20 protein-coding genes and 1 riboswitch are annotated in these 23,903 nt (G+C 71.0%); of the genes, 17 read left to right on the top strand and 3 right to left on the bottom strand.

Annotation, left to right across the window (positions count from 1 at the left end; all coding sequences use genetic code 11):
- Nucleotides 1–158: 158 nt before the first annotated feature.
- The 13 genes from hpnC to AOK01_RS07050 all read left to right on the top strand — a co-directional run bounded on the left by hpnC (nt 159) and on the right by AOK01_RS07050 (nt 14,422).
- On the top strand, nt 159–1,061 hold the full coding sequence (hpnC, locus tag AOK01_RS06995; protein WP_055509558.1) for a squalene synthase HpnC: 903 nt from the start codon (nt 159–161) through the stop codon (nt 1,059–1,061).
- Entirely contained in the window at nt 1,058–2,008 is a 951-nt protein-coding gene (gene hpnD / locus AOK01_RS07000) for a presqualene diphosphate synthase HpnD (RefSeq protein WP_055509559.1), read from the top strand. The genes hpnC and hpnD overlap by 4 nt, the downstream gene beginning before the upstream one ends.
- On the top strand, nt 2,008–2,184 hold the full coding sequence (locus AOK01_RS46460; RefSeq protein WP_359396687.1) for a DUF6380 family protein: 177 nt from the start codon (nt 2,008–2,010) through the stop codon (nt 2,182–2,184). Before hpnD ends, AOK01_RS46460 begins: the two co-directional genes overlap by 1 nt.
- Nucleotides 2,181–3,641, top strand: coding sequence for a hydroxysqualene dehydroxylase HpnE (hpnE, locus tag AOK01_RS07005; protein ID WP_055509562.1), 1,461 nt, complete (start codon nt 2,181–2,183; stop codon nt 3,639–3,641). The genes AOK01_RS46460 and hpnE overlap by 4 nt, the downstream gene beginning before the upstream one ends.
- The gene (locus AOK01_RS07010; protein WP_079103225.1) at nt 3,638–4,771 is read left to right on the top strand and encodes a polyprenyl synthetase family protein; all 1,134 of its coding nucleotides are present in this window, start codon (nt 3,638–3,640) and stop codon (nt 4,769–4,771) included. The genes hpnE and AOK01_RS07010 overlap by 4 nt, the downstream gene beginning before the upstream one ends.
- 112 nt (nt 4,772–4,883) lie before the next feature.
- Nucleotides 4,884–6,911 carry a squalene--hopene cyclase gene (shc, locus tag AOK01_RS07015; protein ID WP_055509566.1) on the top strand — a complete coding sequence of 676 codons (2,028 nt, stop codon included), beginning with the start codon at nt 4,884–4,886 and terminating at the stop codon, nt 6,909–6,911.
- A complete protein-coding gene (locus AOK01_RS07020) occupies nt 6,911–7,555 on the top strand; it encodes a phosphorylase family protein (RefSeq protein WP_055509568.1) in 645 nt (214 codons plus the stop codon). The genes shc and AOK01_RS07020 overlap by 1 nt, the downstream gene beginning before the upstream one ends.
- A gap of 5 nt (nt 7,556–7,560) precedes the next feature.
- A complete protein-coding gene (gene hpnH, locus AOK01_RS07025) occupies nt 7,561–8,583 on the top strand; it encodes an adenosyl-hopene transferase HpnH (RefSeq protein ID WP_055509571.1) in 1,023 nt (340 codons plus the stop codon).
- A 4-nt stretch (nt 8,584–8,587) separates the two neighbouring features.
- Nucleotides 8,588–9,772, top strand: coding sequence for a flavodoxin-dependent (E)-4-hydroxy-3-methylbut-2-enyl-diphosphate synthase (gene ispG / locus AOK01_RS07030; protein WP_055509572.1), 1,185 nt, complete (start codon nt 8,588–8,590; stop codon nt 9,770–9,772).
- A 30-nt stretch (nt 9,773–9,802) separates the two neighbouring features.
- Nucleotides 9,803–12,076, top strand: a complete 2,274-nt coding sequence (dxs, locus tag AOK01_RS07035) for a 1-deoxy-D-xylulose-5-phosphate synthase (protein WP_245702149.1) — start codon at nt 9,803–9,805, stop codon at nt 12,074–12,076.
- Nucleotides 12,073–13,470, top strand: coding sequence for an aspartate aminotransferase family protein (locus AOK01_RS07040; protein WP_055509574.1), 1,398 nt, complete (start codon nt 12,073–12,075; stop codon nt 13,468–13,470). The genes dxs and AOK01_RS07040 overlap by 4 nt, the downstream gene beginning before the upstream one ends.
- Nucleotides 13,471–13,613: 143 nt before the next feature.
- On the top strand, nt 13,614–14,300 hold the full coding sequence (locus tag AOK01_RS07045) for a helix-turn-helix domain-containing protein (RefSeq protein WP_055509616.1): 687 nt from the start codon (nt 13,614–13,616) through the stop codon (nt 14,298–14,300).
- Nucleotides 14,297–14,422: a DUF6126 family protein gene (locus AOK01_RS07050; RefSeq protein WP_055509576.1), complete on the top strand. Its 126-nt coding sequence runs from the start codon at nt 14,297–14,299 to the stop codon at nt 14,420–14,422. The genes AOK01_RS07045 and AOK01_RS07050 overlap by 4 nt, the downstream gene beginning before the upstream one ends.
- A 15-nt stretch (nt 14,423–14,437) precedes the next feature.
- On the opposite strand, the gene AOK01_RS07055 is transcribed toward AOK01_RS07050, so the two are convergent.
- Nucleotides 14,438–15,235, bottom strand: coding sequence for a tyrosine-protein phosphatase (locus tag AOK01_RS07055; protein ID WP_055509578.1), 798 nt, complete (start codon nt 15,233–15,235; stop codon nt 14,438–14,440).
- 168 nt (nt 15,236–15,403) lie between these two features.
- On the opposite strand from AOK01_RS07055, the gene AOK01_RS07060 reads away from it, so the two are divergent.
- From AOK01_RS07060 to AOK01_RS07070, 3 genes are all read left to right on the top strand, one after another.
- Nucleotides 15,404–17,512 (top strand): alpha-galactosidase, encoded by a 2,109-nt coding sequence (locus AOK01_RS07060; RefSeq protein ID WP_055509580.1) that lies wholly within the window; start codon nt 15,404–15,406, stop codon nt 17,510–17,512.
- 317 nt (nt 17,513–17,829) lie between these two features.
- Nucleotides 17,830–18,005: riboswitch (cyclic di-AMP (ydaO/yuaA leader) on the top strand.
- Nucleotides 18,006–18,007: 2 nt separating this feature from the next.
- Nucleotides 18,008–18,946, top strand: coding sequence for a LysM peptidoglycan-binding domain-containing M23 family metallopeptidase (locus AOK01_RS07065; protein WP_055509582.1), 939 nt, complete (start codon nt 18,008–18,010; stop codon nt 18,944–18,946).
- Nucleotides 18,947–19,209: 263 nt separating this feature from the next.
- On the top strand, nt 19,210–19,995 hold the full coding sequence (locus tag AOK01_RS07070) for an SGNH/GDSL hydrolase family protein (RefSeq protein ID WP_055509585.1): 786 nt from the start codon (nt 19,210–19,212) through the stop codon (nt 19,993–19,995).
- A gap of 111 nt (nt 19,996–20,106) precedes the next feature.
- Here AOK01_RS07070 and AOK01_RS07075 read toward each other — a convergent pair whose 3' ends face one another.
- Complete coding sequence (locus AOK01_RS07075; RefSeq protein WP_245702150.1) at nt 20,107–20,727, bottom strand: TetR/AcrR family transcriptional regulator; 621 nt, start codon at nt 20,725–20,727, stop codon at nt 20,107–20,109.
- Nucleotides 20,728–20,794: 67 nt separating this feature from the next.
- Nucleotides 20,795–21,958 (bottom strand): Glu/Leu/Phe/Val dehydrogenase dimerization domain-containing protein, encoded by a 1,164-nt coding sequence (locus AOK01_RS07080; protein WP_055509618.1) that lies wholly within the window; start codon nt 21,956–21,958, stop codon nt 20,795–20,797.
- Nucleotides 21,959–22,349: 391 nt separating this feature from the next.
- On the opposite strand from AOK01_RS07080, the gene AOK01_RS07085 reads away from it, so the two are divergent.
- Entirely contained in the window at nt 22,350–23,567 is a 1,218-nt protein-coding gene (locus AOK01_RS07085; protein WP_055509589.1) for an MBL fold metallo-hydrolase, read from the top strand.
- Nucleotides 23,568–23,903 lie beyond the last annotated feature (336 nt).

Here is a 23,903-nt window from a genome sequence, read left to right on the forward strand (position 1 = left end):
GTCTGCTGCGCGGACAACCGGGCGGCGTGTCCGAAATGGGCAGTATTGGGTCGGCAGTGTAGAACGGGAGATGTGACGGCAATGGCTACGGAAACTCTCCAGCGCCGCTGTGCGTGTGCCGTCTGCGGGTCCACCGCTCCCGGCCCGGGCAGCGAGCGATGACGCCAGCCGGCACGGCGCGCGCCGGTGACCCGGAGCGCAGCACCCTCGACAAGGCCGCGGACGAGAACTTTCCCGTGGCGCCGTTCTTTCTGCCCAGGGCCTGGCGCGCCGACCTCATGGCCGTCTACGGCTTCGCCCGGCTCGTCGACGACATCGGCGACGGAGACCTGGCCCCCGGCGGCCAGGACGCCCGCCTCCTGGGCGTCCCGCCCGACGAGGCCGAGGACCGGCTCCTCCTGCTCGACGCCTTCGAGGCGGATCTGCACCGGGTCTTCGACTCGACTCCCGGCCACCCGCTCCTGCGCCGGCTCCAGCCGACGGTCCGCCGCACCGGCCTGACCCCCGAGCCCTTCCTCGGCCTGATCGCGGCAAACCGCCAGGACCAGATCGTCAAGCGGTACGAGACCTACGACGACCTCCTCGCCTACTGCGAGCTGTCCGCCAACCCGGTCGGCCGTCTGGTCCTCTCCGTCACCGGTACCTCGACCCCCGAGCGGGTCCGCCGCTCCGACGCCGTCTGCACGGCCCTGCAGATCGTCGAGCACCTCCAGGACGTCGCCGAGGACCTCGGCCGCGACCGCATCTACCTTCCCGCCCAGGACATGAAGCGCTTTCACGTCCAGGAGGCGGATCTCGCCACGGCCACAGCAGGCGCATCGGCGCGCGCACTGGTTGCATACGAAACAGAACGCGCCGGGAACCTCCTGAATGAAGGCACCCCCCTTGTGGGTAGCGTCCACGGCAGGCTGAAGCTGCTGCTCGCGGGGTTCGTGGCAGGAGGGAGGGCGGCGATCCGGGCGATCGCCGCCGCCCAATACGACGTACTTCCCGGCCCGCCGAAGCCCGGCAAGATCCAGTTGCTGCGCGAGGTGGGAGTGACTCTGCGAGGAAAGGGGTGATCCGGACCGTGGAGTCGGAACCACACATGTCCGCACCGGTACTCGCCGCATACGGTTACTGCGAGGCCATCACCGGGCAGCAGGCCCGCAATTTCGCGTACGGCATCAGGCTGCTGCCGACGCCGAAGCGGCGTGCCATGTCGGCGCTGTACGCGTTCTCACGGCGCGTCGACGACATCGGTGACGGCGCGCTCGCCCCCGAGGTCAAGGCGGCGCGGCTTGAGGAGACCCGGGTGCTGCTCGCCCGGATCCGTGACCGCGCGGTGGACGAGGACGACACCGATCCGGTCGCCGTCGCCCTGCGGCACACGGCGGACCACTTCCCGGTCCCGCTCGACGGCCTCGACGAACTCATCGACGGCGTCCTCATGGACGTCCGCGGCGAGACGTACGAGACCTGGGACGACCTGAAGGTCTACTGCCGCTGCGTCGCCGGCGCCATCGGCCGGCTCTCGCTCGGCGTCTTCGGTACGGAATCGGGGGCGCGCGGAGCCGAGCGGGCGCCGGAGTACGCGGACACGCTCGGGCTCGCGCTCCAACTCACCAACATCCTCAGGGACGTTCGGGAGGACGCCGAGGGCGGCCGTACCTATCTGCCCGCGGACGACCTCGCGAAGTTCGGCTGCTCGGCCGGGTTCGACGGGCCGCGGCCACCGGAGGGCTCGGACTTCGCGGGCCTCGTGCACTTCGAAGTGCGCCGGGCCCGCGCGCTGTTCGCGGAGGGCTACCGCCTGCTGCCGATGCTGGACCGCCGCAGCGGCGCCTGCGTCGCCGCGATGGCCGGCATCTACCGCCGCCTCCTCGACCGCATCGAGCGCGACCCGGAGGCCGTCCTGCGCGGCCGGGTCTCACTGCCCGGACGCGAGAAGGCGTACGTCGCCGTGCGGGGCCTGTCCGGACTCGACGCCCGGCACGTCTCCCGCCGCACCATCAGGAGGCGCGCTTGATGGACACTCCGGTCCAGGACGAACAAGACGGACGAGACAGACAAGCCGGACGGGGTGAACCGAGCGCCTGGAAGCGGTGCGCAACCCTCCGCCCCCACGCCGCGTCCCTGACTTCGACGGCCGCCCGTGCCCCGTTCCACCGGCACGGCGAGGCCGCGGGGGAAGGTGCACGATGAACGACGCCACACAGGACGAGGGCCTCGACGCCGACTCGGCGAGCCGCCCCGCGACGGCCGTGGTGGTCGGCGGGGGGCTCGCCGGGATCACCGCGGCGCTCGCGCTGGCCGACGCGGGAGTGCGGGTGACGCTGCTCGAAGGGCGGCCCCGCCTCGGCGGGCTCGCCTTCTCCTTCCAGCGTGACGCACTCACCGTGGACAACGGCCAGCATGTGTACCTGCGCTGCTGCACGGCCTACCGCTGGTTCCTCGGCCGCGTCGACGGAGCGGACCTCGCGCCGCTGCAGGCCCGGCTCGACGTGCCGGTCCTGGACGCCGGGGCGAAACCCGGACGACGGCTCGGCAGAATCGGCCGGACGGCGCTGCCCGTCCCCCTGCATCTGGCGCGCAGCCTCGCGACCTACCCGCATCTGTCGCTCGCCGAGCGCGCCAAGGTCGGCCGTGCCGCACTGGCGCTCAAGAGACTCGACCTCGCCGATCCGGCGCTCGACACGCAGAGCTTCGGCGGCTGGCTGGCCGCGCACGGTCAGTCCGAGCGGGCCATCGAGGCACTGTGGGACCTGGTGGGGGTCGCCACCCTCAACGCGGTGGCCGGCGACGCGTCGCTCGGCCTCGCCGCGATGGTGTTCAAGACCGGTCTGCTCTCCGCCCCGGGCGCGGCCGACATCGGCTGGGCGCGCGTCCCTCTGGGCGAACTGCACGACCGGCTGGCCCGCAAGGCGCTCGACTCCGCGGGAGTCCGTACCGAAGTCCGTACACGCGTCACCTCCATCTCCCGACCCGGACCCATCCACCAAGACGGATCCATCTCCCCACACGAGAACGGGCGTTGGCGCGTTCAGGTTCCCGGCGAAACGCTCGACGCCGACGCGGTCGTCCTCGCCGTACCGCAGCGCGAGGCCCACGATCTGCTGCCCGAGGGCGCACTCGACGCCCCCGAGCGGCTGCTCGACATCGGTACGGTGCCGATCCTCAACATCCACGTCGTGTACGACCGGAAGGTGCTCAGCCGGCCGTTCTTCGCCGCCCTCGGCTCCCCGGTGCAGTGGGTCTTCGACCGGACCGAGGCGTCCGGGCTCAAGGAGGGCCAGTACCTCGCGCTGTCCCAGTCGGTCGCGCAGGACGAGATCGACGAACCCGTCTCGGCGCTGCGCGAGCGGTATCTGCCGGAGCTGGAGCGACTGCTGCCCCGTGCCCGGGACGCGGCGGTCCAGGACTTCTTCGTGACCAGGGAGCGAACCGCGACGTTCGCTCCGGCCCCCGGCGTCGGCCGGCTGCGGCCCGGCGCCCGCACCGAGGCACCCGGCCTGTACCTGGCCGGCGCGTGGACCGCCACCGGGTGGCCCGCGACCATGGAGAGTGCGGTCCGCAGCGGCGTGAGCGCGGCCGACGCGGCGCTCGACGCCCTGGGCCGGCCTCGCGACCACCTCGTCGAGCTCTTCGAGGAGGCGGCGTGACGCTCGATCAGAGCGCGGGGACCGGTGCCCGCACCCCCCGTATCGCAAATAGAGGAGAGACTGTGCCCACTGTGCCCCCGGCATCGAAGGCTGCCGACGCGGTGGACGTGACCGCGCTCCTGGAGCGTGGCCGGACCCTGGCCTCACCGGTACTGCGGGCGGCCATCGACCGCCTCGCACCTCCCATGGACACGGTCGCCGCCTACCACTTCGGCTGGATCGACGCCGAGGGCAACCCCGCCGACGGCGACGGCGGCAAGGCCGTACGGCCCGCCCTCGCCGTGCTGTCCGCCCAGGCCGCCGGCGCCGCCCCCGAGGTGGGCGTGCCGGGCGCGGTCGCCGTCGAACTGGTGCACAACTTCTCGCTCCTGCACGACGACCTGATGGACGGCGACGAGCAGCGCCGGCACCGCGACACCGTCTGGAAGGTGCACGGCCCCGCCCAGGCGATCCTCGTCGGCGACGCCCTGTTCGCGCTGGCCAACGAACTGCTCCTGGAGATCGGCACGGTCGAGGCGGGCCGTGCCACCCGCCGCCTCACCACCGCCACGCGCGCGCTGATCGACGGCCAGGCCCAGGACATCTCCTACGAGCACCGCGACCGCGTCAGCGTCGAGGAGTGCCTGGAGATGGAGGGCAACAAGACCGGCGCCCTGCTCGCCTGCGCCTCCTCCATCGGCGCGGTCCTCGGCGGCGCCGACGACCGCACGGCCGACACGCTGGAGAAGTACGGCTACCACCTCGGCCTCGCCTTCCAGGCCGTCGACGACCTGCTCGGCATCTGGGGCGACCCGGTGGCCACCGGCAAGCAGACCTGGAGCGACCTGCGCCAGCGCAAGAAGTCCCTGCCCGTCGTGGCCGCGCTCGCGGCGGGCGGCCCGGCCTCCGAGCGGCTCGGCGAACTGCTCGCGGCGGACGCCAAGAGGAGCGACTTCGAGAACTTCTCCGAGGAGGAGTTCGCCGCACGCGCCGCGCTCATCGAGGAGGCCGGCGGCCGCGAGTGGACCGCCCAGGAGGCGCGCCGGCAGCACACCGTCGCCGTCGAGGCGCTCGACACCATCCATATGCCCGAACAGGTACGAGCCCAGTTCGTGGAGCTCGCCGACTTCGTCGTCGTACGAAAGAGATGATCACTATCGGTCGAATACACCTCGCGTAGTCGCCGGCCGGTGCTGCGCAGTCACGCGCACCGGCCGACGGCGGACCCACAGCAGAGACACACCACTGCACGAAGGGGAAGCCATGACAGCGACGACCGACGGAAGCACCGGAGCACTGCCGCCCCGCGCTGCCTCGGCCAGCGACATCCGTACAGAATCGACTCCCGCGGCAGCCGGGACAGCCGATGTCCGAGACGCCGCCGCGCGCGCGATACAGCGCGCCACCGGCTTCCTGCTGAGCACGCAGGACGCCGAGGGATGGTGGAAGGGCGACCTGGAGACCAACGTCACCATGGACGCCGAAGACCTGCTGCTCCGTCAGTTCCTGGGCATCGACGACGAGAAGACCACCCACGCCGCGGCCCTGTTCATCCGCGGCGAGCAGCGCGAGGACGGCACCTGGGCCTCCTTCTACGGCGGACCGGGGGAACTCTCCACCACCGTCGAGGCGTACGTCGCCCTGCGCCTTGCCGGTGACGCGCCGGACGATCCGCACATGGCGCGGGCCGCCGCGTGGATCCGGGAGCGGGGCGGCATCGCCGCGGCCCGTGTCTTCACCCGGATCTGGCTCGCCCTGTTCGGCTGGTGGAAGTGGGACGACCTCCCCGAACTCCCCCCGGAGCTCATCTACTTCCCGAAGTGGGCGCCGCTCAACATCTACGACTTCGGCTGCTGGGCCCGGCAGACCATCGTGCCGCTCACCGTCGTTTCGGCGAAGCGCCCGGTGCGCCCCGCGCCCTTCGCGCTGGACGAGCTGCACACCGACCCCCGCGACCCCAACCCGGTCAAGCCCTTCGCCCCGGTGGCGAGTTGGGACGGGGTGTTCCAGCGCCTCGACCGGGCCCTGCACGCCTACCGCAAGGTCGCGCCGCGCAGGCTCCGCAGGGCCGCGATGAACACCGCGGGCCGCTGGATCATCGAGCGCCAGGAGAACGACGGCTGCTGGGGCGGCATCCAGCCGCCCGCCGTCTACTCGGTCATCGCCCTGTACCTGCTCGGCTACGACCTCGAACACCCGGTGATGCGCGAGGGTCTGGCCTCCCTGGACCGCTTCGCCGTGTGGCGCGAGGACGGGGCCCGGATGATCGAGGCCTGTCAGTCACCGGTCTGGGACACCTGTCTCGCGACCATCGCGCTCGCCGACGCGGGCGTGCCCGCCGATCATCCGCAGCTGGTGAGGGCCGCGGACTGGATGCTCGGAGAGGAGATCGTCCGCCCCGGCGACTGGGCGGTCAAAAGGCCTCAACTCTCGCCCGGCGGCTGGGCGTTCGAGTTCCACAACGACAACTATCCCGACATCGACGACACCGCCGAGGTGGTCCTCGCGCTGCGCCGCGTCAAGCACCACGACCCGGAGCGGGTGGAGAAGGCCATCGGACGCGGGGTGCGCTGGAACCTCGGCATGCAGTCGAAGAACGGCGCGTGGGGCGCCTTCGACGTCGACAACACCAGCCCCTTCCCCAACCGGCTGCCGTTCTGCGACTTCGGCGAGGTCATCGACCCGCCGTCCGCCGACGTCACCGCGCACGTCGTGGAGATGCTCGCGGTCGAGGGGCTCGCCCACGACCCGCGCACCCGCCGGGGCATCGAGTGGCTGCTCGCGGAACAGGAGGAGAACGGTTCCTGGTTCGGCCGCTGGGGCGTCAACTACGTGTACGGGACGGGGTCGGTGGTGCCCGCGCTGGTCGCCGCCGGACTGCCCGGCTCGCACCCCGCGATCCGCCGGGCCGTGTCCTGGCTGGAGACCGTACAGAACGAGGACGGCGGCTGGGGCGAGGACCTGCGCTCCTACCACGACGTCGCCGAGTGGAGCGGGCGGGGCGAGTCGACCGCCTCCCAGACCGCGTGGGCGCTGCTGGCGCTGCTCGCGGCCGGGGAGCACGACTCCAAGGCCGTCGAGCGCGGCGTCGCCTGGCTCGCCCGGACCCAGCTGGCGGACGGCTCCTGGGACGAGCCATACTTCACCGGCACCGGGTTCCCGTGGGACTTCTCGATCAACTACCACCTCTACCGGCAGGTGTTCCCGCTCACCGCGCTCGGCCGGTACGTCAACGGCGAACCGTTCGCCGGCCTGCAGAGCTCCCAGAGTTCCTTCGGCAGGGCGAGCTGATGAGCGCGACACCGGGCGCCGCCCCGCTGCTGATCGCCTGCGCGCTCGGCATCGAGCGACTGGCCCTGCGCACCGGCGGCGACCGGGGCGGCGCCGAAGGACCGGTCACCGTGCTGCGTACGGGCATGGGACCGCTGGCCGCCGAACGGGCGGTCGGCAGGGCACTGGCCGGACCGGCACTCAGCCGGGCGGCCGTCCTGGCCACGGGCTTCTGTGCCGGGCTCGCCCCCGGTATGCACCCGGGAGACCTGGTCGTCGCCGAGGAGACCCGGGGCCCGCACGGCACCACGCCGTGCGTCGGCACCGACCTGCTCGTCAAGGAGCTGACGCGCGCCCTGCCAGGGCGCACCGTCCACACGGGACCGCTCACCGGTTCCGATCACGTCGTCCGCGGTCCCGAACGGCCGGCTCTGCTCGCGACCGGCGCGATCGCGGTCGACATGGAGTCGGCGGCCACGCTCCACAGCGCCGTCCGCGCCGGCGAACGTCCGGTTGCGGCCGTACGGGTGGTCGTGGACGCTCCAGAACATGAACTCGTCCGGATCGGCACGGTGCGCGGTGGAATATCGGCTTTCCGCGTTCTTCGTGCCGTCCTTCCTGTTTTTTTCGAATGGCACCGTTCCCTGCTGCTCCCCCGGAGGTGAGCCAGATGGCCATGCCGCTGCGCCAGACCATCAAGGTCGCGACGTATCTCGCTGAACAGAAACTCCGCAAGCGGGAGAAGTTTCCGCTGATCGTCGAGCTCGAACCGCTCTACGCCTGCAACCTTGCGTGCGAGGGCTGCGGCAAGATCCAGCACCCGGCCGGGGTGCTCAAGCAGCGCATGCCGGTGGCGCAGGCCGTCGGGGCGGTGCTGGAGTCCGGGGCGCCGATGGTGTCCATCGCCGGCGGCGAGCCCCTGATGCACCCGAAGATCGACGAGATCGTACGGCAGCTGGTGGCCCGTAAGAAGTACGTCTTCCTCTGCACCAACGCCATGCTGATGCGCAAGAAGATGGACAAGTTCAAGCCCTCCCCCTACTTCGCGTTCGCCGTGCACATCGACGGACTGCGGGAGCGGCACGACGAGTCCGTGGCCAAGGAGGGTGTGTTCGACGAGGCCGTGGCCGCCATCAAGGAAGCCAAGAAGCGCGGTTTCCGGGTCACCACCAACTCGACCTTCTTCAACACCGACACCCCGCAGACGATCATCGAGGTGCTCAACTTCCTCAATGACGACCTGAAGGTGGACGAGATGATGATCTCGCCCGCCTACGCCTACGAGAAGGCGCCCGACCAGGAGCACTTCCTGGGTGTCGAGCAGACCCGCGAACTGTTCAAGAAGGCGTTCTCGGGCGGCAACCGGCGCCGCTGGCGCCTCAACCACTCCCCGCTCTTCCTGGACTTCCTGGAGGGCAAGGTCGACTTCCCCTGCACGGCGTGGGCGATCCCCAACTACTCGCTCTTCGGCTGGCAGAAGCCCTGCTACCTGATGAGCGACGGGTACGTCACGACGTACCGGGAACTCATCGAGGACACCGACTGGGACTCGTACGGCCGCGGCAAGGACCCGCGCTGCGCCAACTGCATGGCGCACTGCGGCTACGAGCCGACCGCGGTCCTGGCCACCATGGGCTCCCTCAAGGAGTCCCTGCGGGCCGCCCGTGAGACCGTCTCGGGAAACCGCGGGTGACGTCGTGACCGCCATCTCCTTGGGCCTCCCCGAGGTACCGGTCCGGCCGATCGCGGAGCGTCGCGTCTCGCGGCAGATCCAGGTCGGACCGGTGGCGGTCGGGGGCGGGGCACCCGTGTCGGTGCAGTCGATGACGACGACGCGTACGTCCGACATCGGCGCCACGCTTCAGCAGATCGCCGAACTCACCGCGTCCGGCTGCCAGATCGTCCGCGTCGCCTGCCCCACGCAGGACGACGCGGACGCGCTGGCCACCATCGCCCGCAAGTCACAGATCCCGGTGATCGCGGACATCCACTTCCAGCCGAAGTACGTGTTCGCCGCGATCGAGGCGGGCTGCGCCGCGGTGCGCGTGAACCCCGGCAACATCAAGCAGTTCGACGACAAGGTGAAGGAGATCGCGCGGGCCGCGAAGGACCACGGCACGCCGATCCGGATCGGGGTCAACGCCGGCTCGCTGGACCGGCGGCTGCTCCAGAAGTACGGCAAGGCCACGCCCGAGGCGCTGGTCGAGTCCGCGCTGTGGGAGGCCTCGCTCTTCGAGGAGCACGGTTTCAGGGACATCAAGATCTCGGTCAAGCACAACGACCCGGTCGTGATGGTCAACGCCTACCGGCAGTTGGCCGCCCAGAGCGACTACCCGCTGCACCTCGGCGTGACCGAGGCGGGTCCCGCCTTCCAGGGGACCATCAAGTCGGCGGTGGCCTTCGGCGCGCTGCTCAGCGCGGGCATCGGCGACACCATCCGGGTGTCCCTGAGCGCGCCGCCCGCCGAGGAGTGCAAGGTCGGCATCCAGATCCTGGAGTCGCTCGGGCTGCGGCAGCGCCGGCTGGAGATCGTGTCGTGCCCCTCCTGCGGGCGGGCCCAGGTCGACGTGTACAAGCTCGCCGACGAGGTCGCGGCCGGTCTGGAGGGCATGGAGGTGCCCCTGCGCGTCGCGGTCATGGGCTGCGTCGTCAACGGGCCGGGAGAAGCCCGGGAGGCGGACCTGGGAGTCGCCTCCGGCAACGGCAAGGGCCAGATCTTCGTCAGGGGAGAGGTCATCAGGACGGTGCCCGAGTCGAAGATCGTGGAGACGCTCATCGACGAGGCGATGAAGATCGCCGAGCAGATGGAGGCGGACGGCGTCGCGTCAGGCGAGCCGCAGGTCACGGTGCCGGGGCAAGCAGCCGCCGCCACCGTGAGTTAGCTACAGCACGGACCGAGAGGGGGCCCGAGCGTGACGATTCTGGAGAGCATCCGGGGACCACGCGACCTGAAGGCGCTGTCCGAGGCGGAGATAGGCCGGCTGGCCGACGAGATCCGGGAGTTCCTGGTGCAGGCGGTGGCCAGGACCGGCGGACATCTGGGACCCAACCTGGGGGTGGTGGAACTGTCCATCGCGCTCCACCGGGTCTTCGAGTCGCCCGTCGACCGCATCCTGTGGGACACCGGCCACCAGAGCTACGTACACAAGATGTTGACGGGACGTCAGGACTTCTCCAAGCTGCGCGGCAAGGGCGGCCTCTCCGGCTACCCGTCGCGCGAGGAGTCCGAGCACGACGTCATCGAGAACAGCCACGCCTCGACCGCGCTCGGCTGGGCCGACGGGCTCGCCAAGGCCCGGCAGGTACAGGGGGAGAAGGGGCACGTCGTCGCGGTCATCGGCGACGGCGCGCTCACCGGCGGCATGGCGTGGGAGGCGCTGAACAACATCGCCGCCGCCAAGGACCGGCCACTGATCATCGTCGTCAACGACAACGAACGCTCGTACTCGCCGACGATCGGCGGTCTGGCGAACCACCTGGCGACCCTGCGCACGACCGACAGCTACGAGAAGGTCCTGGCCTGGGGCAAGGACGTCCTGCTGCGCACACCCGTCGTCGGCGGCACGCTCTACGAGTCGCTGCACGGCGCCAAGAAGGGATTCAAGGACGCCTTCGCCCCGCAGGGCATGTTCGAGGACCTCGGGCTGAAGTACGTCGGGCCGATCGACGGGCACGACGTGGGCGCGGTCGAGTCGGCCCTGCGGCGCGCGAAACGCTTCCACGGGCCCGTACTCATCCACTGTCTGACGGAGAAGGGACGCGGTTACGAGCCCGCGCTCGCGCACGAGGAGGACCACTTCCACACGGTCGGTGTGATGGACCCGCTCACCTGCGAGCCGCTCGCGCCCTCGGGCGGCCCTTCCTGGACCTCTGTGTTCGGCGACGAGATCGTGCGCATCGGCGAGGAACGCGCGGACGTCGTGGCGATCACGGCGGCCATGCTGCACCCGGTGGGGCTCGCGAAATTCGCCGAGCGGTTCCCCGACCGGGTGTGGGACGTCGGCATCGCCGAGCAGCACGCCACGGTGTCCGCGGCCGGGCTCGCGACCGGCGGACTGCATCCGGTCGTCGCCGTGTACGCGACCTTCCTCAACCGCGCCTTCGATCAGCTCCTCATGGATGTCGCGCTGCACCGCTGCGGAGTGACCTTCGTGCTGGACCGCGCCGGGGTCACCGGAGCTGACGGAGCGTCACACAACGGCATGTGGGACATGTCGATCCTCCAGGTCGTGCCGGGCCTCAGGATCGCCGCGCCGCGCGACGTCGACCAGCTCCGTGCCCAGCTGCGCGAGGCGGTCGCCGTGGACGACGCCCCCACGCTGATCCGCTTCCCCAAGGAGTCGGTGGGACCCGGGATTCCCGCGGTCGACCGGGTGGGCGGGGTGGACGTGCTGCACCGCGGTGAGCGGCCCGACGTGCTGCTCGTCGCCGTCGGCGTGATGGCGCCGGTGTGCCTGGGCGCGGCCGAGCTGCTGGCGGCCAGGGGCATCGGCTGCACGGTGGTGGACCCGCGCTGGGTCAAGCCCGTCGACCCCGCGCTGCCCGGCCTCGCCGCCGGACACCGCATGGTCGCGGTCGTCGAGGACAACAGCCGGGCCGCCGGCGTGGGCGCGGCGGTCGCGCTCGCCCTGTCGGACGCCGAAGTCGACGTTCCCGTACGGCGGTTCGGCATACCCGAGCAGTTCCTCGCGCACGCCAAGCGGGGCGAGGTGCTCGCCGACATCGGTTTGACTCCCGTCGAGATCGCGGGCCGGATCAGCGCGAGCCTGACGGTGGGGGAGGCCACCGGCCGGGCCGTCACCCCGGACGCCCACCCGGACGCCCGCCGGAACGCCTCTTCGAGCGCCGGTCCCGCTGCCGGCCGTGCCGACGGGCGGGCCGCGGCGAAGCGCGTGCGGAAGGCGCCGACCGGCGGGCGGCGTGCCGCCGGGTCGCGGAAGGCCGATCCCGGCGGGGAGACCCGCGGGGCCGTCGCGGGGGCCGGACCCGCGGACACGGCCGAGGCTCCCGAGCGGCGGGGAGCCGCGGCGCGTGCCCGGAAGACGCCGGCCCGTCGGCGGGGCGCCGCCGGGCCGCAGGCCGGCGGGGAGGGCGAGGCCGCCGGGAAACAGGGTGCCACGGGGAAGCAGAGTGCCGCCGGTGAGCCGGCCGCCAAGGCGCACGCGTCCGAGGAGAAACCGGAATGACGACCAGCAAGTCCCAGGAGTTCGACCTCGGCGCTCTCCTCGACGCGCGCGGAGCCGAGCGCTACGAGCTGCACGCGAAGTACCTGAACCACCAACTGCCGCGCATGCTGCACACCATCGGCTTCGACAAGGTCTACGAGCGGGCCGAGGGCGCGTACTTCTGGGACGCGGACGGCAACGACTACCTGGACATGCTCGCCGGGTTCGGGGTGATGGGCCTCGGCCGCCACCACCCCGTCGTCCGCAAGGCACTGCACGACGTCCTCGACGCCGGGCTCGCCGACCTCACCCGCTTCGACTGCCAGCCGCTGCCCGGACTCCTCGCGGAGAGACTGCTCGCCCACAGCCCGCACCTGGACCGGGTGTTCTTCGGCAACAGCGGTACGGAGGCCGTCGAGACCGCGCTGAAGTTCGCCCGGTACGCCACCGGGAAACCGCGCGTGCTGTACTGCGCGCACGCCTTCCACGGCCTGACCACCGGGTCCCTGTCCGTCAACGGCGAGGACGGCTTCCGGGACGGCTTCGCCCCGCTGCTGCCCGACACGGCGGTCCCGCTCGGCGACCTCGACGCCCTGGCGGCGGAGCTGAAGAAGGGCGACGTCGCCGCGTTGATCGTCGAACCGATCCAGGGCAAGGGCGTGCACGAGTCGCCGCCCGGCTATCTGCGCGCCGCCCAGGAGCTGCTGCACCGGCACAAGGCGCTGCTCATCGCGGACGAGGTGCAGACCGGGCTGGGCAGGACCGGGGACTTCTACGCCTACCAGCACGAGGACGGTGTGGAGCCGGACCTGGTCTGCGTCGCGAAGGCCTTGTCCGGCGGCTATGTGCCCGTGGGCGCGACCCTCGGCAAGGACTGGATCTTCAAGAAGGTCTACTCGTCCATGGACCGGGTCCTCGTGCACTCCGCGAGTTTCGGGGCCAACGCGCAGGCCATGGCGGCCGGGCTCGCCGTCCTCTCGGTCATGGAGAACGAGCAGATCGTGGCGAACGCCCGCGCCACGGGAGAGCAGCTCAAGACTCGGCTGGCGGCGCTCGTCGACACGTACGAACTGCTCAGCGACGTGCGCGGGCGCGGCCTGATGATCGGCATCGAGTTCGGGCGGCCCAGATCGCTGAAGCTGCGCAGCCGCTGGACGATGCTGCAGGCCGCGCGCAAGGGACTGTTCGCGCAGATGGTGGTCGTGCCGCTGCTGCAGCGGCACCGGATTCTCACCCAGGTCTCCGGCGACCATCTGGAGGTGATCAAGCTGATTCCGCCGCTGGTGATCGGCGAGCGGGACGTGGACCGGTTCGTCGACGCGTTCACCGCCGTGATGGACGACGCGCACAGCGGGGGCGGGCTGATGTGGGACTTCGGGAAGACACTGGTCAAACAGGCGGTCGCCAACCGGTAGGGGCCGGTAGAGGGCCGATGGGAGTCGGCAGGGCCCGGTAGGGGGTTCGCGGGCGCCGGCCGCGGCTTTTTGCCTCTGAGGCAAGGAATTTGTCCCAGAGGCAAGCCTGCGGCTCAATGGAGCACATGAACCCTGCCAAGGGCATGAACTCTGCCAAGGGTACGAGCCCGTCCGAGCCGGCGGCAGCCGAGGAACAGCTGCCCGCCGTCGCCCCCCAGCTGCGGGCGCTGCGGCGCCGCGCCGCGCTCACCCTGGAGTCCGCGGCCCGCGCCGCCGGGCTCTCGCCCGCCCACCTCTCCCGGCTGGAGACCGGACAGCGCCAGCCCTCGCTGCCGATGCTGCTCGCGCTGGCCCGCATCTACGCCACGACCGTCTCCGAGCTGCTCGGTGAGACGGTCGCCGAGCGGGACGCCGTCGTGCGCTCCGCCGACATGGAGCCCACCCGGGCCGGTGGCTGGACGTACTGGCAGGCCGGCGCCGCCGGACGCGGTATGCAGTCCCTGCGCGTGCACGTCCCGTACGGGGCGCAGGGCGACATCGTGCGGGTCCATCCCGGTGAGGAGTGGCTGTACGTCCTCCAGGGGCAGCTGCGGCTGCGCCTCGGGGACACCGCGCACGTCCTCGCGCCCGGCGACAGCGCCCACTTCGACTCGCTGACACCGCACCGGATCGCCGCCGCCGACCGGGACGGGGCCGAGCTCCTCTTCGTACACACCCTGCTGCAGAGTCCGACGGCCGCTCTGTGCCTCGGACCGGCGACGGCTTCGGCGCCCCCGATGACCTCGACGCCCTCAACGCCGTCGACGACGACCCCGGGAGAAGGCTCATGAAGGACATGGAGGAGAAGATTCCGCGCGGGCTGTGGGTGCGGCTCATCATCTACGTGGCGGTCGGGCATGTCTTCGCCGCCTTCATCTACCTGCTGTTCACGCTCGGGGCCAAGGGGCAGTAGAGGCGCCGGGCCGGGTCAGTCGAGGAACCGCTCCCGCAGCCGCTCCCGTATCTCGGGGGTCACGCCGAGCGCCTGTTCCAGATATGCGTCGACGCCGCCCCATGTCTCCTCGATCGTCTCGAACGCCGCCGCCAGGTACTCGGCGCGTGCGTCGAAGAGCGGGCTGAGCAGCTCCATCACCTCGGGCGTGTAGGCCGAGGCGGCGGAGCTGCTGCGGTTGACCTTGTAGCGGCGGTGCGCCGCGTTCGACTCCAGGTAGTCCGCCACGATGGCCTCGCGCTCCACACCGAGGGCGAGGAGCGTCACGGCGACGGAGAGACCGGCCCGGTCCTTGCCTGCCGCGCAGTGCATCAGGGCCGGGACGCTGTCCTCGGCCAGCGCGTGCAGCACCTGACGGTGCTCGGCCGTGCGCTGCTTGATGATCGTGCGGTAGGACACGATCATGCGGTTCGCCGCCCGGCCGTCCGAGAGCAGCGCACGCAGCTCGTCCAGATCCCCGTCGCGGACCATCTTCCAGAACTCGGCGCCGTCGGCGGGGTCCGTCAGCGGCAGGTTCACATTCCGCACCCCGGGCAGCTCGACGTCGGGGCCCTCCAGCCGCTGGTCCGCCGCGTTGCGGAAGTCGAAGACCGTGTGCAGCCCCAGTGAGGCGAGGAACGCGGCGTCCGACGCCGTCGCGTGCGCGAGGTGGCCGCTGCGGAACAGCCTTCCGTACGCCACCCGCCGGCCGTCCGTCGTCGGCAGGCCGCCGACATCGCGGAAGTTGCGCACGCCGGCCAGCTCGGGCTCGGTCGACGGGACCTGCTGCGTCACGGGGGCTCCTCCCATCCACCGCCGACGCGACTCGTCGGCGAGGTGCCTTCCCGACGATACGACATCGGTTCGTGGGCCAATGAGTTGTCCACAGGCGTTGCCCGGACGGCACGTGGGCCCTGATGATGTTGGGACTTGGTTGTGCCTGTTCGAATATGTGAGGGCTTGATGGTAGAGATCGGCGCAGACGGCCGTACGTGGCTCCTTTCGGGGCCCACGAGCAGTTACGGCCTGCGGCTCGGTGACGAGGACGAGCTGGTTCATCTGCACTGGGGTCCGAGGATCGAGCTCGCCGACGCCGAGGCGCTCGCCGCGGGCCCCGGGCCGGAGTACTGGGCGTTCGAGGCCACCCTCGACGGCCACGAGGAATACCCGGTCGAGGGCGGCCCCCGCTTCGTACGGCCCGCACTGTCGGTGCGTACCCCGGAGCGGCGCGGCACCGAATGGCGCTTCGAGGGGTACGAGACCGACGGAGCCGACCCAGAAGGTGGGGCCGGGGGCGGCGAGCTGCGGCTGCGGTTCTCCGACTCCGGGCTCGGCATCACGCTGCACTACCGGATGCGGGCCGGCGCCGACGTCGTCGAGCGATGGGTGACCCTCGCCAACGAAGGGCCCGTCCTGGAGGTGCTGCGCGCCGACTCCGCGACCTGGACGCTGCCGCGGCGCGACGGATGGCGGCTGTCCCAGCTGCACGGACGGTGGGCGGCCGAGTCCCGTCTGGTGCGCTCCGAGCTCACCTACGGCGAGAAGATCATCGGCAGCCGGCGCGGGCACACCGGGCACCAGCACCTGCCGTGGGTCGCCCTGGACGCCGACGGCACGGCGACCGAGGAGCTGGGCGAGGTCTACGGGTGCGCCCTCGCCTGGTCGGGCACCTGGCGGATCGCGGTGGCCCAACTGCCCGACGCGCGCGTGCAGATCACCGGCGGGGCCGGGTACGACGACTCGGGTCTGCTGCGGCTGGAGCCGGGGGAGAGCTTCGTCACTCCCGTCTTCGCGGGGCTGTGGAGCGACGGCGGCTTCGGCGGGGCGAGCCGCGCCTGGCATGCCTACCAGCGCGCGTATGTCATCCCGGACGCGGACCAGGACCGGCCCGTGCTCTACAACTCCTGGGAGGCCACCGAGTTCGACATCTCGGAGGAGCAGCAGCGGGCGCTCGCGCGCCGGGCCGCCGAGACGGGGGTCGAGCTGTTCGTGGTCGACGACGGCTGGTTCGGGGCGCGCACCAGCGACCGGGCCGGGCTCGGCGACTGGACGCCCAACCCGGACCGCTTCCCGGGCGGTCTCGAACCGCTGGGCGACTACGTGCACGGGCTCGGCATGCGGTTCGGGATCTGGGTCGAGCCCGAGATGGTCAACCCGGACAGCGAGCTGTACCGCGCCCACCCGGACTGGGTGCAGTTCCAGCCGGGACGAAAGAGGACGGAGCTACGCAATCAGCTCGTACTGAACCTCGCCCGCGAGGAGGTCCAGGAGTACCTGTGGGAACAGCTCGACGCGCTGCTCTCCAGTGCGCCGATCGACTACGTGAAGTGGGACTTCAACCGCAGCTTCACCGACGCGGGATGGCCCGGCGAGGCCTACCCGCAACGGCTGTGGGTGGACCATGTGCACGCTTTGTACGGCCTGTTGGACCGGTTGCGGGCCGCGCACCCGACCGTCGCCTTCGAGTCCTGCTCGGGCGGCGGCGGCCGGATCGACCTCGGGATCATGGCCCGTACGGACCAGGTGTGGACCTCGGACAACACGGACCCGCTCGACCGGCTCGCCATCCAGCACGGATTCAGCCAGGTGCATCCCGCGCGGGCCATGGCCGCCTGGGTCACCGACAGCCCGAACACGCAGCTCAACGGACGTGTCAGCTCGCTGCGGTTCCGTTTCGTGAGTGCGATGGCCGGGGTGCTCGGAGTCGGCGGCGACCTCACCCGGTGGGGCGAGGAGGAGCTGGCCGAGGCGCGGAGCTGGGTGGAGCTCTACAAGGAGATCCGGCCGGTCGTGCAGCGTGGCGACCTCTATCGGCTGCGGGCGCCGGAGGGCGGGCTGAGCGCCGTCCAGTACGTGCGTGACGGCGAGGTCGTCGTCCTCGCCTGGCTCCAGGCCCAGCACTACGGCGAGCCGGCGGCGCCGGTGAGGCTGAGGGGCCTCGACCCGTCGGCGTCGTACGAATGCCTTGAAACGGGTGAAATCCACCGGGGCGCGGTGCTGTTGCATCACGGAGTACGGACGGGGCTGCGCGGGGATCTCGATGCGGCAGTCATCCGGCTGCGTCGCAGGTGACTGTCGCATGTGACTGTTGTGTCCGTAATGAAGCTTTCATTGGATTTCATTGGCTTTCATGTCAACTCGCTCCGGGTTAGAGGGTCCTGGAGCGGTGGTCCGTGAGCAGCGTCATATTCGTGACGTTCCGCTGTCGCCATGTTCACGCAATTACGTTCTCCATTCAGGGAATTGGTAAAGGGTGAAGATCCCTTGTCGACGCAGGGTGACCGGTATTTCGGTCGGGGATCAAGAAGGCGGGGCACACAGGAAACCCCGAAGGTTGTTCCCGCGTCTTCATGTCGCTTACGTTCACCTCCAATCCGGACGGACGCCCAATCCTGCCGCCGCCCGGAATCCGCACTCACCCGTACGAGGCAGGAGCGGGGGACCCACAGGTAAAACGCCTGTTCCGGTCTTCGGAACGGCTAGGGGTTAAGTCGCGCGAAAGCACGGCCGGGCATCTCCAGCTCGCACCCGACAGCTCACCTCGCAGGCGCCGGAGAGGAATTCGTCATGCCCGCGAAGGGTAAGCACCGCCGTCCCAAGGCCCAGCGTTTCACCCGCTCCATAGCCGTCGCCGGAACCGGGGGTGCCGCGCTGGCCCTCCCGCTCCTCGGAGCGACCGGAGCGCACGCGGCGACTCCGCAGTCCGCCGCCGATTCCGTATCGAGCGCCTCGAATGCCTCGAACGCTGCGAACACGGCGAGCAGGACCGCGGCCTCCGCCGAGGCGAAGAAGGCCGACGCGAAGAAGGCCACGACCAAGACGTACGCCGTGCGTTCGGGCGACTCGCTCGCGAAGATCGCCGACACGCAGGACGTCAGCGGCGGCTGGAAGAAGCTGTACTCGGACAACCGCTCGTCCATCGGCGGCGACCCGGCCCTCATCCACCCGGGCCTGAAGCTCACGATCGACGGCAAGGCCGCGGCCACTCCGAGCTCCGACTCCACCGCCTCCAAGGCGCCCAAGGCCGCCAAGAAGGCGGAGAAGCCCGCCGCCAAGAAGACGACCACGGCTTCCAAGGCGGCGGACACCTCGACCGCCACCGGCTTCGCGCTGCCGGTCGACGGCGCGACGATCGGTACCCCGTACAAGATGTCGGGCAGCATGTGGTCCAGCGGCTACCACACCGGTGTCGACTTCGTGGTTCCCACCGGTACCGCGCTCAAGTCCGTCGGCGCCGGCACGGTCGTCTCCGCCGGATGGGGCGGCGCGTACGGCAACCAGGTCGTCCTCCAGCTCGCCGACGGCCACTACGCCCAGTACGCCCACCTGTCCTCCCTGTCCGTATCGGCCGGACAGACCGTGACCGCAGGTCAGCAGGTCGGCCTCTCCGGCGCGACGGGCAACGTCACAGGCCCGCACCTGCACTTCGAGATCCGCACCACCCCGGACTACGGCTCGGACGTGGACCCGCTGGCGTATCTGCGCGCCAACGGCGTCTCGGTCTGACACCAGGCCACGAAAGCCGGACCCGGGATCCCGGGTCCGGCTTTCGACATGCCGGGGTGATCCACCGGGCAGTCCGGGCCGTCGGGTCCGTCTCCGGGAGCTGCGGTAACGTCCCTTTACTCGCGCCTTATTCCGGGATTGACCAACACTTGACGAGTGGCTTATCTCACCGCGAGTCAACCCCTTCCTACGGTCGCGTAGCTCACACCTCGGGTGAATCATGGGCCGATGTGGCAGACGATTCGAAGAATGACAACAGATCGGTGATCGGGTCGTACGTGGCGGTGGGGGACAGCTTCACCGAGGGCGTCGGCGACCCCGGCCCGGACGGAGCGTTCGTCGGCTGGGCCGACAGGTTCGCGGTGCTGCTCGCGGACCGCCGGCCCGAGGGCGACTTCGACTACACCAACCTCGCGGTTCGCGGGAAACTGCTCGACCAGATCGTCGAGCACCAGTTGCGGCAGGCCAAGGAGCTCGCGCCGGACCTGGTCTCCTTCTGCGCGGGCGGCAACGACATCATCCGGCCGGGCACCGACCCCGACGAGGTCGCGGAGCGCTACGAGCGTGCCGTCGCCGACCTCACGTCGGTCGTCGGCACGGTCCTCGTGACCACCGGCTTCGACACGCGGGGCGTACCCGTACTCAGGCACATGCGCGGCAAGATCGCCACGTACAACCTTCATCTGCGGGCCATCGCGGACCGGTACAACTGTCCGGTGCTCGACCTGTGGTCCCTCAAGACCATCCAGGACCGGCGGGCCTGGGACGGCGACCGGCTCCATCTGTCGCCCGAGGGGCACACGCGGGTCGCCCTGCGCGCCGGACAGGTCCTCGGTCTTGAGGTGCCCGCGGACCCGGACCAGCCCTGGCCGCCGCTGCCGCCGCGCGGTACGTCGGAGGTGCGGCGGGACAACATCCACTGGGCGCGCGAGTACCTGGTGCCGTGGATCGGCAGGCGGCTGCGCGGGGAGTCCTCGGGCGACCGCGTGGAGGCGAAGGGAAGCCTGTCGCCGGGCGACATCAAGTCGTGGATCGAGGCGGTCGCTTGAAGGACTCAGTCGTTTGACATGAGGGGTGGCCGGTGCCGCTCGACCCGTGATGCCGAGCGTCACCGGACCACCCTCTCGCAGTCGCAGTCGCCGCCCGGGGCGCGCGCGGCCTCAGACGCCCGGTGTCTTCGACACCGCCTGTCCGAGGCCCAGCTCCCGGGCCAGTGCCTCGTCCACCCACTGCTGGGTGCGGGCGCGTGACACCGCGCCCGGGTACGCCGTCATCTGCACGGCGAGCCCGTCAAGGAGCGCGGTGAGGCGCAGCGCCGTGGCCGTCGGGTCAGGACACCGGAACTCGCCCTTGGCCACGCCCTCGGCGAGGACCTCGGTGAGCGCGGCCTTCCACTGCCGGTCCAGGTCACGGGTGACGTCCCGCAGCGCGGGCTCGCGCAGCGCCGCCGCCCAGCCCTCGATCCACAGCCGCCAGCCCTTGGCCTGCCCCGTCGGCGCGTACCAGCGGACGGCGGCCCGCAGCCGGCGCAGCGCGGTGGTCCGGCGGCCGAGCAGCTTGCGCAGCCGGGCGAGGTCGGCCTCGGCCGCGTACGTGAAGGCGGCGGCGACCAGTTTCTCCTTCGTGGAGAAGTGGTAGAGCACCAGGGCGTTGCTCACTCCGAGCGCGTTCGCCACGTCGGCGATCCGCACCGCGGACACGCCGCGCTCCTCGATCTGTCCGATGGCGGCCCGCAGCAACTCCTCGCGCCGCTGCGCCACGCCCAACCGCACTCTCGCCACCGGGCAACCCTATGGCGTGACCGGGGCAGGCGCCGTCGGAGGGTTGGTCACAGCCGGGCCGGGGCCGTCACCGGTACCAGCCGAACCGTTCCGCGATCGCCGGCAGCCGCTCCGCGACGATGGCGTGCGCGGCAGCGCGCGGTGTCGACCTGTCGGCCTCCGCGCGCGCGAGCGTCCGGTCGACCAGGGCGCGCATCGAGCGCCGGGTGTACGCGAACGCCTCGTCCGCGTCGGACCCGATGTCACCGAACAGCGTCCACCACCACCAGGCGTTGGCCCCGGAGTTGACCACGACGTCCGGCAGGACGGTGACCCCGCGCGCGGCGAGCAGTTCCTCCGCCTCCGGCAGGACGGGCATGTTGGCCGCCTCGACGATCCAACGCGCCGTGATCCGCGCCTGGTTGGCGGTGTCGACGGCGTACGAGACCGCGGCAGGCACCAGCACGTCGGCCCCGGCGGACAGCCAGGCGTCACCGGGCAGTTCACGGTCGGCGGGGCGCAGCGCGGAGCGGTCGACCGTGCCGTACGCGTCACGCGCGGCGAGCAGCGCGTCGACGTCCAGCCCCCCGGGGTTGGCGATCGTGCCCGACACGTCGGCGACCGCGACGACGCTCAGCCCCGCGCGCGTGAGGAACCGGGCCGTGGCCCCGCCCATGGTGCCCAGACCCTGTACGGCGACGCGCGTCCCCCGGTACGCCACCCCGGCCCGGTCCAGGGCCGCGAGGACCGACTCGGCCACCCCGCAGCCGCCGACCAGTTCGTCCAGACCGATGCCGTCCACCTCGACCGCGAACGCGTCCGCCAGCCGCTGCCGGGCCGCCCCCTCGTCGTCGAGCAGCGGATAGACGGCCTGGATCGACGAGACGAGCCCCGCCTCCACCGCGGCCCGGTCGACGAGGTCCTGGGTGAGGCCCAGGTCCTCCCCGGTGGTCCAGTGGTTCTCGATGTAGGGGCGCATGGCGCGCAGATAGCGCACGAGCAGCCCGTACGCCCGAGGGTCCCGGGGATCGCAGTCGATGCCGCCCTTGGCGCCGCCCAGCGGGACGTAGCGGCCCGCCGGGTCGTAGTGCAGCGCCTCTTTCATGGTCATTCCCCGGGCCAGCCCCGCGACCTCGTCGAGCGTGCACCCCGCCCGCATCCGCAGCCCGCCGCTGGAGACCCCGCGCACCAGCCGGTCCACGACCAGATGCCCCTGGCGGCCGGTGACGTGGTCGGTCCAGGTGAGCGACATCAGAGGGGCGCTGGCCGGGACGGTCACGGGAACATTGTCCGGAGCGGTCACAAGGTCTCCTCGGAACTCGGGAACAGGGATCGGCTTCGGAACGTTTGACCGGCTGGAGGCCGGGAGCACACAGCGCCCGGTGCCGGTCCCGCACCCTCGTTACTGAATGATCGGTCAGTAACGAAAGCGCTGGGCGACTCTGTCAACGTACTGAACACACGACTGAACAGATGACTGAACGGACGTTCGATGCGGGTGACGTCGTACGGAGTGATCCTCGCCGTGCCCGGCACGGAGACCACCCCGCTCACGCGCCCGACCCGGCACTGTCGGCGGCGGTGACCATAATGGAATTTCAGACCGACGACCCACCTGGACCGACGACCCACCTGGAGGTGCCGTGACCGGCTCCCGTTCCCTGAGTTCCGGGCTCCGTGCTCTGCGCCCCGCCGCGTTCGGCGCGGATCCGAGTGGCGAGCGCATGGAGCGCATCCGCAGATCTCCGAACTACGCGGACGGCGTCTTCCGCAATCCCGAGGGCGCTCCCCGTCCGGACGGCGCCATGCGCGAAGTCGCGAAGATCTACTTCCGCAGGGACAAGGAGGCGCGCGTCCGCCGGGCTCCGGCGGGCGTCGTGCCGGTGCACTCCACGACCCTCGCCGACCTGGCCGCGCCCCCGGCCGACGGGCTGCGGCTGACCTGGATGGGCCACTCCAGCGTGCTCGCCGAGATCGACGGACACCGGGTGCTCTTCGACCCCGTCTGGGGCGAGAGGTGTTCCCCGTTCGACTTCGCCGGGCCCAAGCGGCTGCACCCCGTGCCCGTACCGCTGGCGGCGCTCGGCCCGGTCGACGTGGTCGTCATCTCCCACGACCACTACGACCACCTGGACATGCCCACGATCAAGGCGCTGGCCGACACGGACACGGTGTTCGCGGTGCCTCTGGGCGTCGGCGCCCATCTGGAGCACTGGGGCGTCCCGGCGGACCGGCTGCGCGAGCTCGACTGGCACGAGACGACCAAGGTCGGCGGCATCTCCCTGACCGCCACACCGGCCCGGCACTTCTGCGGCCGCGGTCTGCGCAACACGCAGCACACCCTCTGGGCCTCCTGGGCGGTGGCGGGCGACGAGCACCGGATCTACCACAGCGGCGACACCGGGTACTTCGCCGGCTTCGCGGACATCGGCGCCGAGCACGGTCCCTTCGACGCCACGATGATCCAGATCGGCGCGTACAGCGAGTTCTGGCCTGACATCCACATGACGCCAGAGGAGGGCATGCGCGCCCACCTCGACCTCCAGGGCGGCAAGCCCTCCGGCGTGATGATGCCGATCCACTGGGCCACGTTCAACCTCGCGATCCACCCCTGGGCCGAGCCCGGCGAGGGCACCGTCACAGCGGCCCGCGCGGTCGGCGCCCGGATCGCGCTGCCCCGGCCCGGCGAACCCTTCGAACCCACGGCCGAGACCGTTCCGTCCGAGCCCTGGTGGCGCGGTGTGGCCCTGGAGCCACGGGGCGGCTGGCCCACCGCCGTCATCGCCGCGGAGACGGTCCGTGACGCACCGCATGACAAGGCGGAGGGCACCGGGGACCCGGAATCGGTCCCGACCGGGTGACGCGGGCGCGCCCGGACGCGTCCGAAGGCGGTCGGCGAGGGCCGAGGAGCACACTGCTCCTCGGCCCTCGCCTTTTTTGCTGACCGCTTCTGACCAGGTCTGATCGGTTCATTGAGTAGTGGGAGCGCGCGTTCGACGGGCTTATCGGTCTGTCGTACGAACGCTCACACCAAAGGGGCATGTCGGCGGCCGGACTTCGGCAACTGCCCACCACACGTGACACGGTGCCGACTACTGTGAGTCGCCGCTGAGCGACACAGGGCCGATCTCACCGGCTCGTTCGACCGGCGCAGCGATGGCGTACGCCCCAGCCGGCGTACGCCGTGATCGCAGACC

The organism is Streptomyces aurantiacus, assembly GCF_001418335.1.
GTDB classification, from domain to species: domain Bacteria; phylum Actinomycetota; class Actinomycetes; order Streptomycetales; family Streptomycetaceae; genus Streptomyces; species Streptomyces aurantiacus.

Bases quoted from the DNA above. Each gene is read 5' to 3' on its own strand.
- hpnC (WP_055509558.1), top strand. From the start codon at position 159: ATGACGCCAGCCGGCACGGCGCGCGCCGGTGACCCGGAGCGCAGCACC.
- AOK01_RS46460 (WP_359396687.1), top strand. From the start codon at position 2,008: ATGGACACTCCGGTCCAGGACGAACAAGACGGACGAGACAGACAAGCC.
- hpnE (WP_055509562.1), top strand. From the start codon at position 2,181: ATGAACGACGCCACACAGGACGAGGGCCTCGACGCCGACTCGGCGAGC.
- shc (WP_055509566.1), top strand. From the start codon at position 4,884: ATGACAGCGACGACCGACGGAAGCACCGGAGCACTGCCGCCCCGCGCT.
- AOK01_RS07020 (WP_055509568.1), top strand. From the start codon at position 6,911: ATGAGCGCGACACCGGGCGCCGCCCCGCTGCTGATCGCCTGCGCGCTC.
- hpnH (WP_055509571.1), top strand. From the start codon at position 7,561: ATGGCCATGCCGCTGCGCCAGACCATCAAGGTCGCGACGTATCTCGCT.
- AOK01_RS07040 (WP_055509574.1), top strand. From the start codon at position 12,073: ATGACGACCAGCAAGTCCCAGGAGTTCGACCTCGGCGCTCTCCTCGAC.
- AOK01_RS07045 (WP_055509616.1), top strand. From the start codon at position 13,614: ATGAACTCTGCCAAGGGTACGAGCCCGTCCGAGCCGGCGGCAGCCGAG.
- AOK01_RS07050 (WP_055509576.1), top strand. From the start codon at position 14,297: ATGAAGGACATGGAGGAGAAGATTCCGCGCGGGCTGTGGGTGCGGCTC.
- AOK01_RS07060 (WP_055509580.1), top strand. From the start codon at position 15,404: ATGGTAGAGATCGGCGCAGACGGCCGTACGTGGCTCCTTTCGGGGCCC.
- AOK01_RS07065 (WP_055509582.1), top strand. From the start codon at position 18,008: ATGCCCGCGAAGGGTAAGCACCGCCGTCCCAAGGCCCAGCGTTTCACC.
- AOK01_RS07080 (WP_055509618.1), bottom strand. From the start codon at position 21,958: ATGTCGCTCACCTGGACCGACCACGTCACCGGCCGCCAGGGGCATCTG.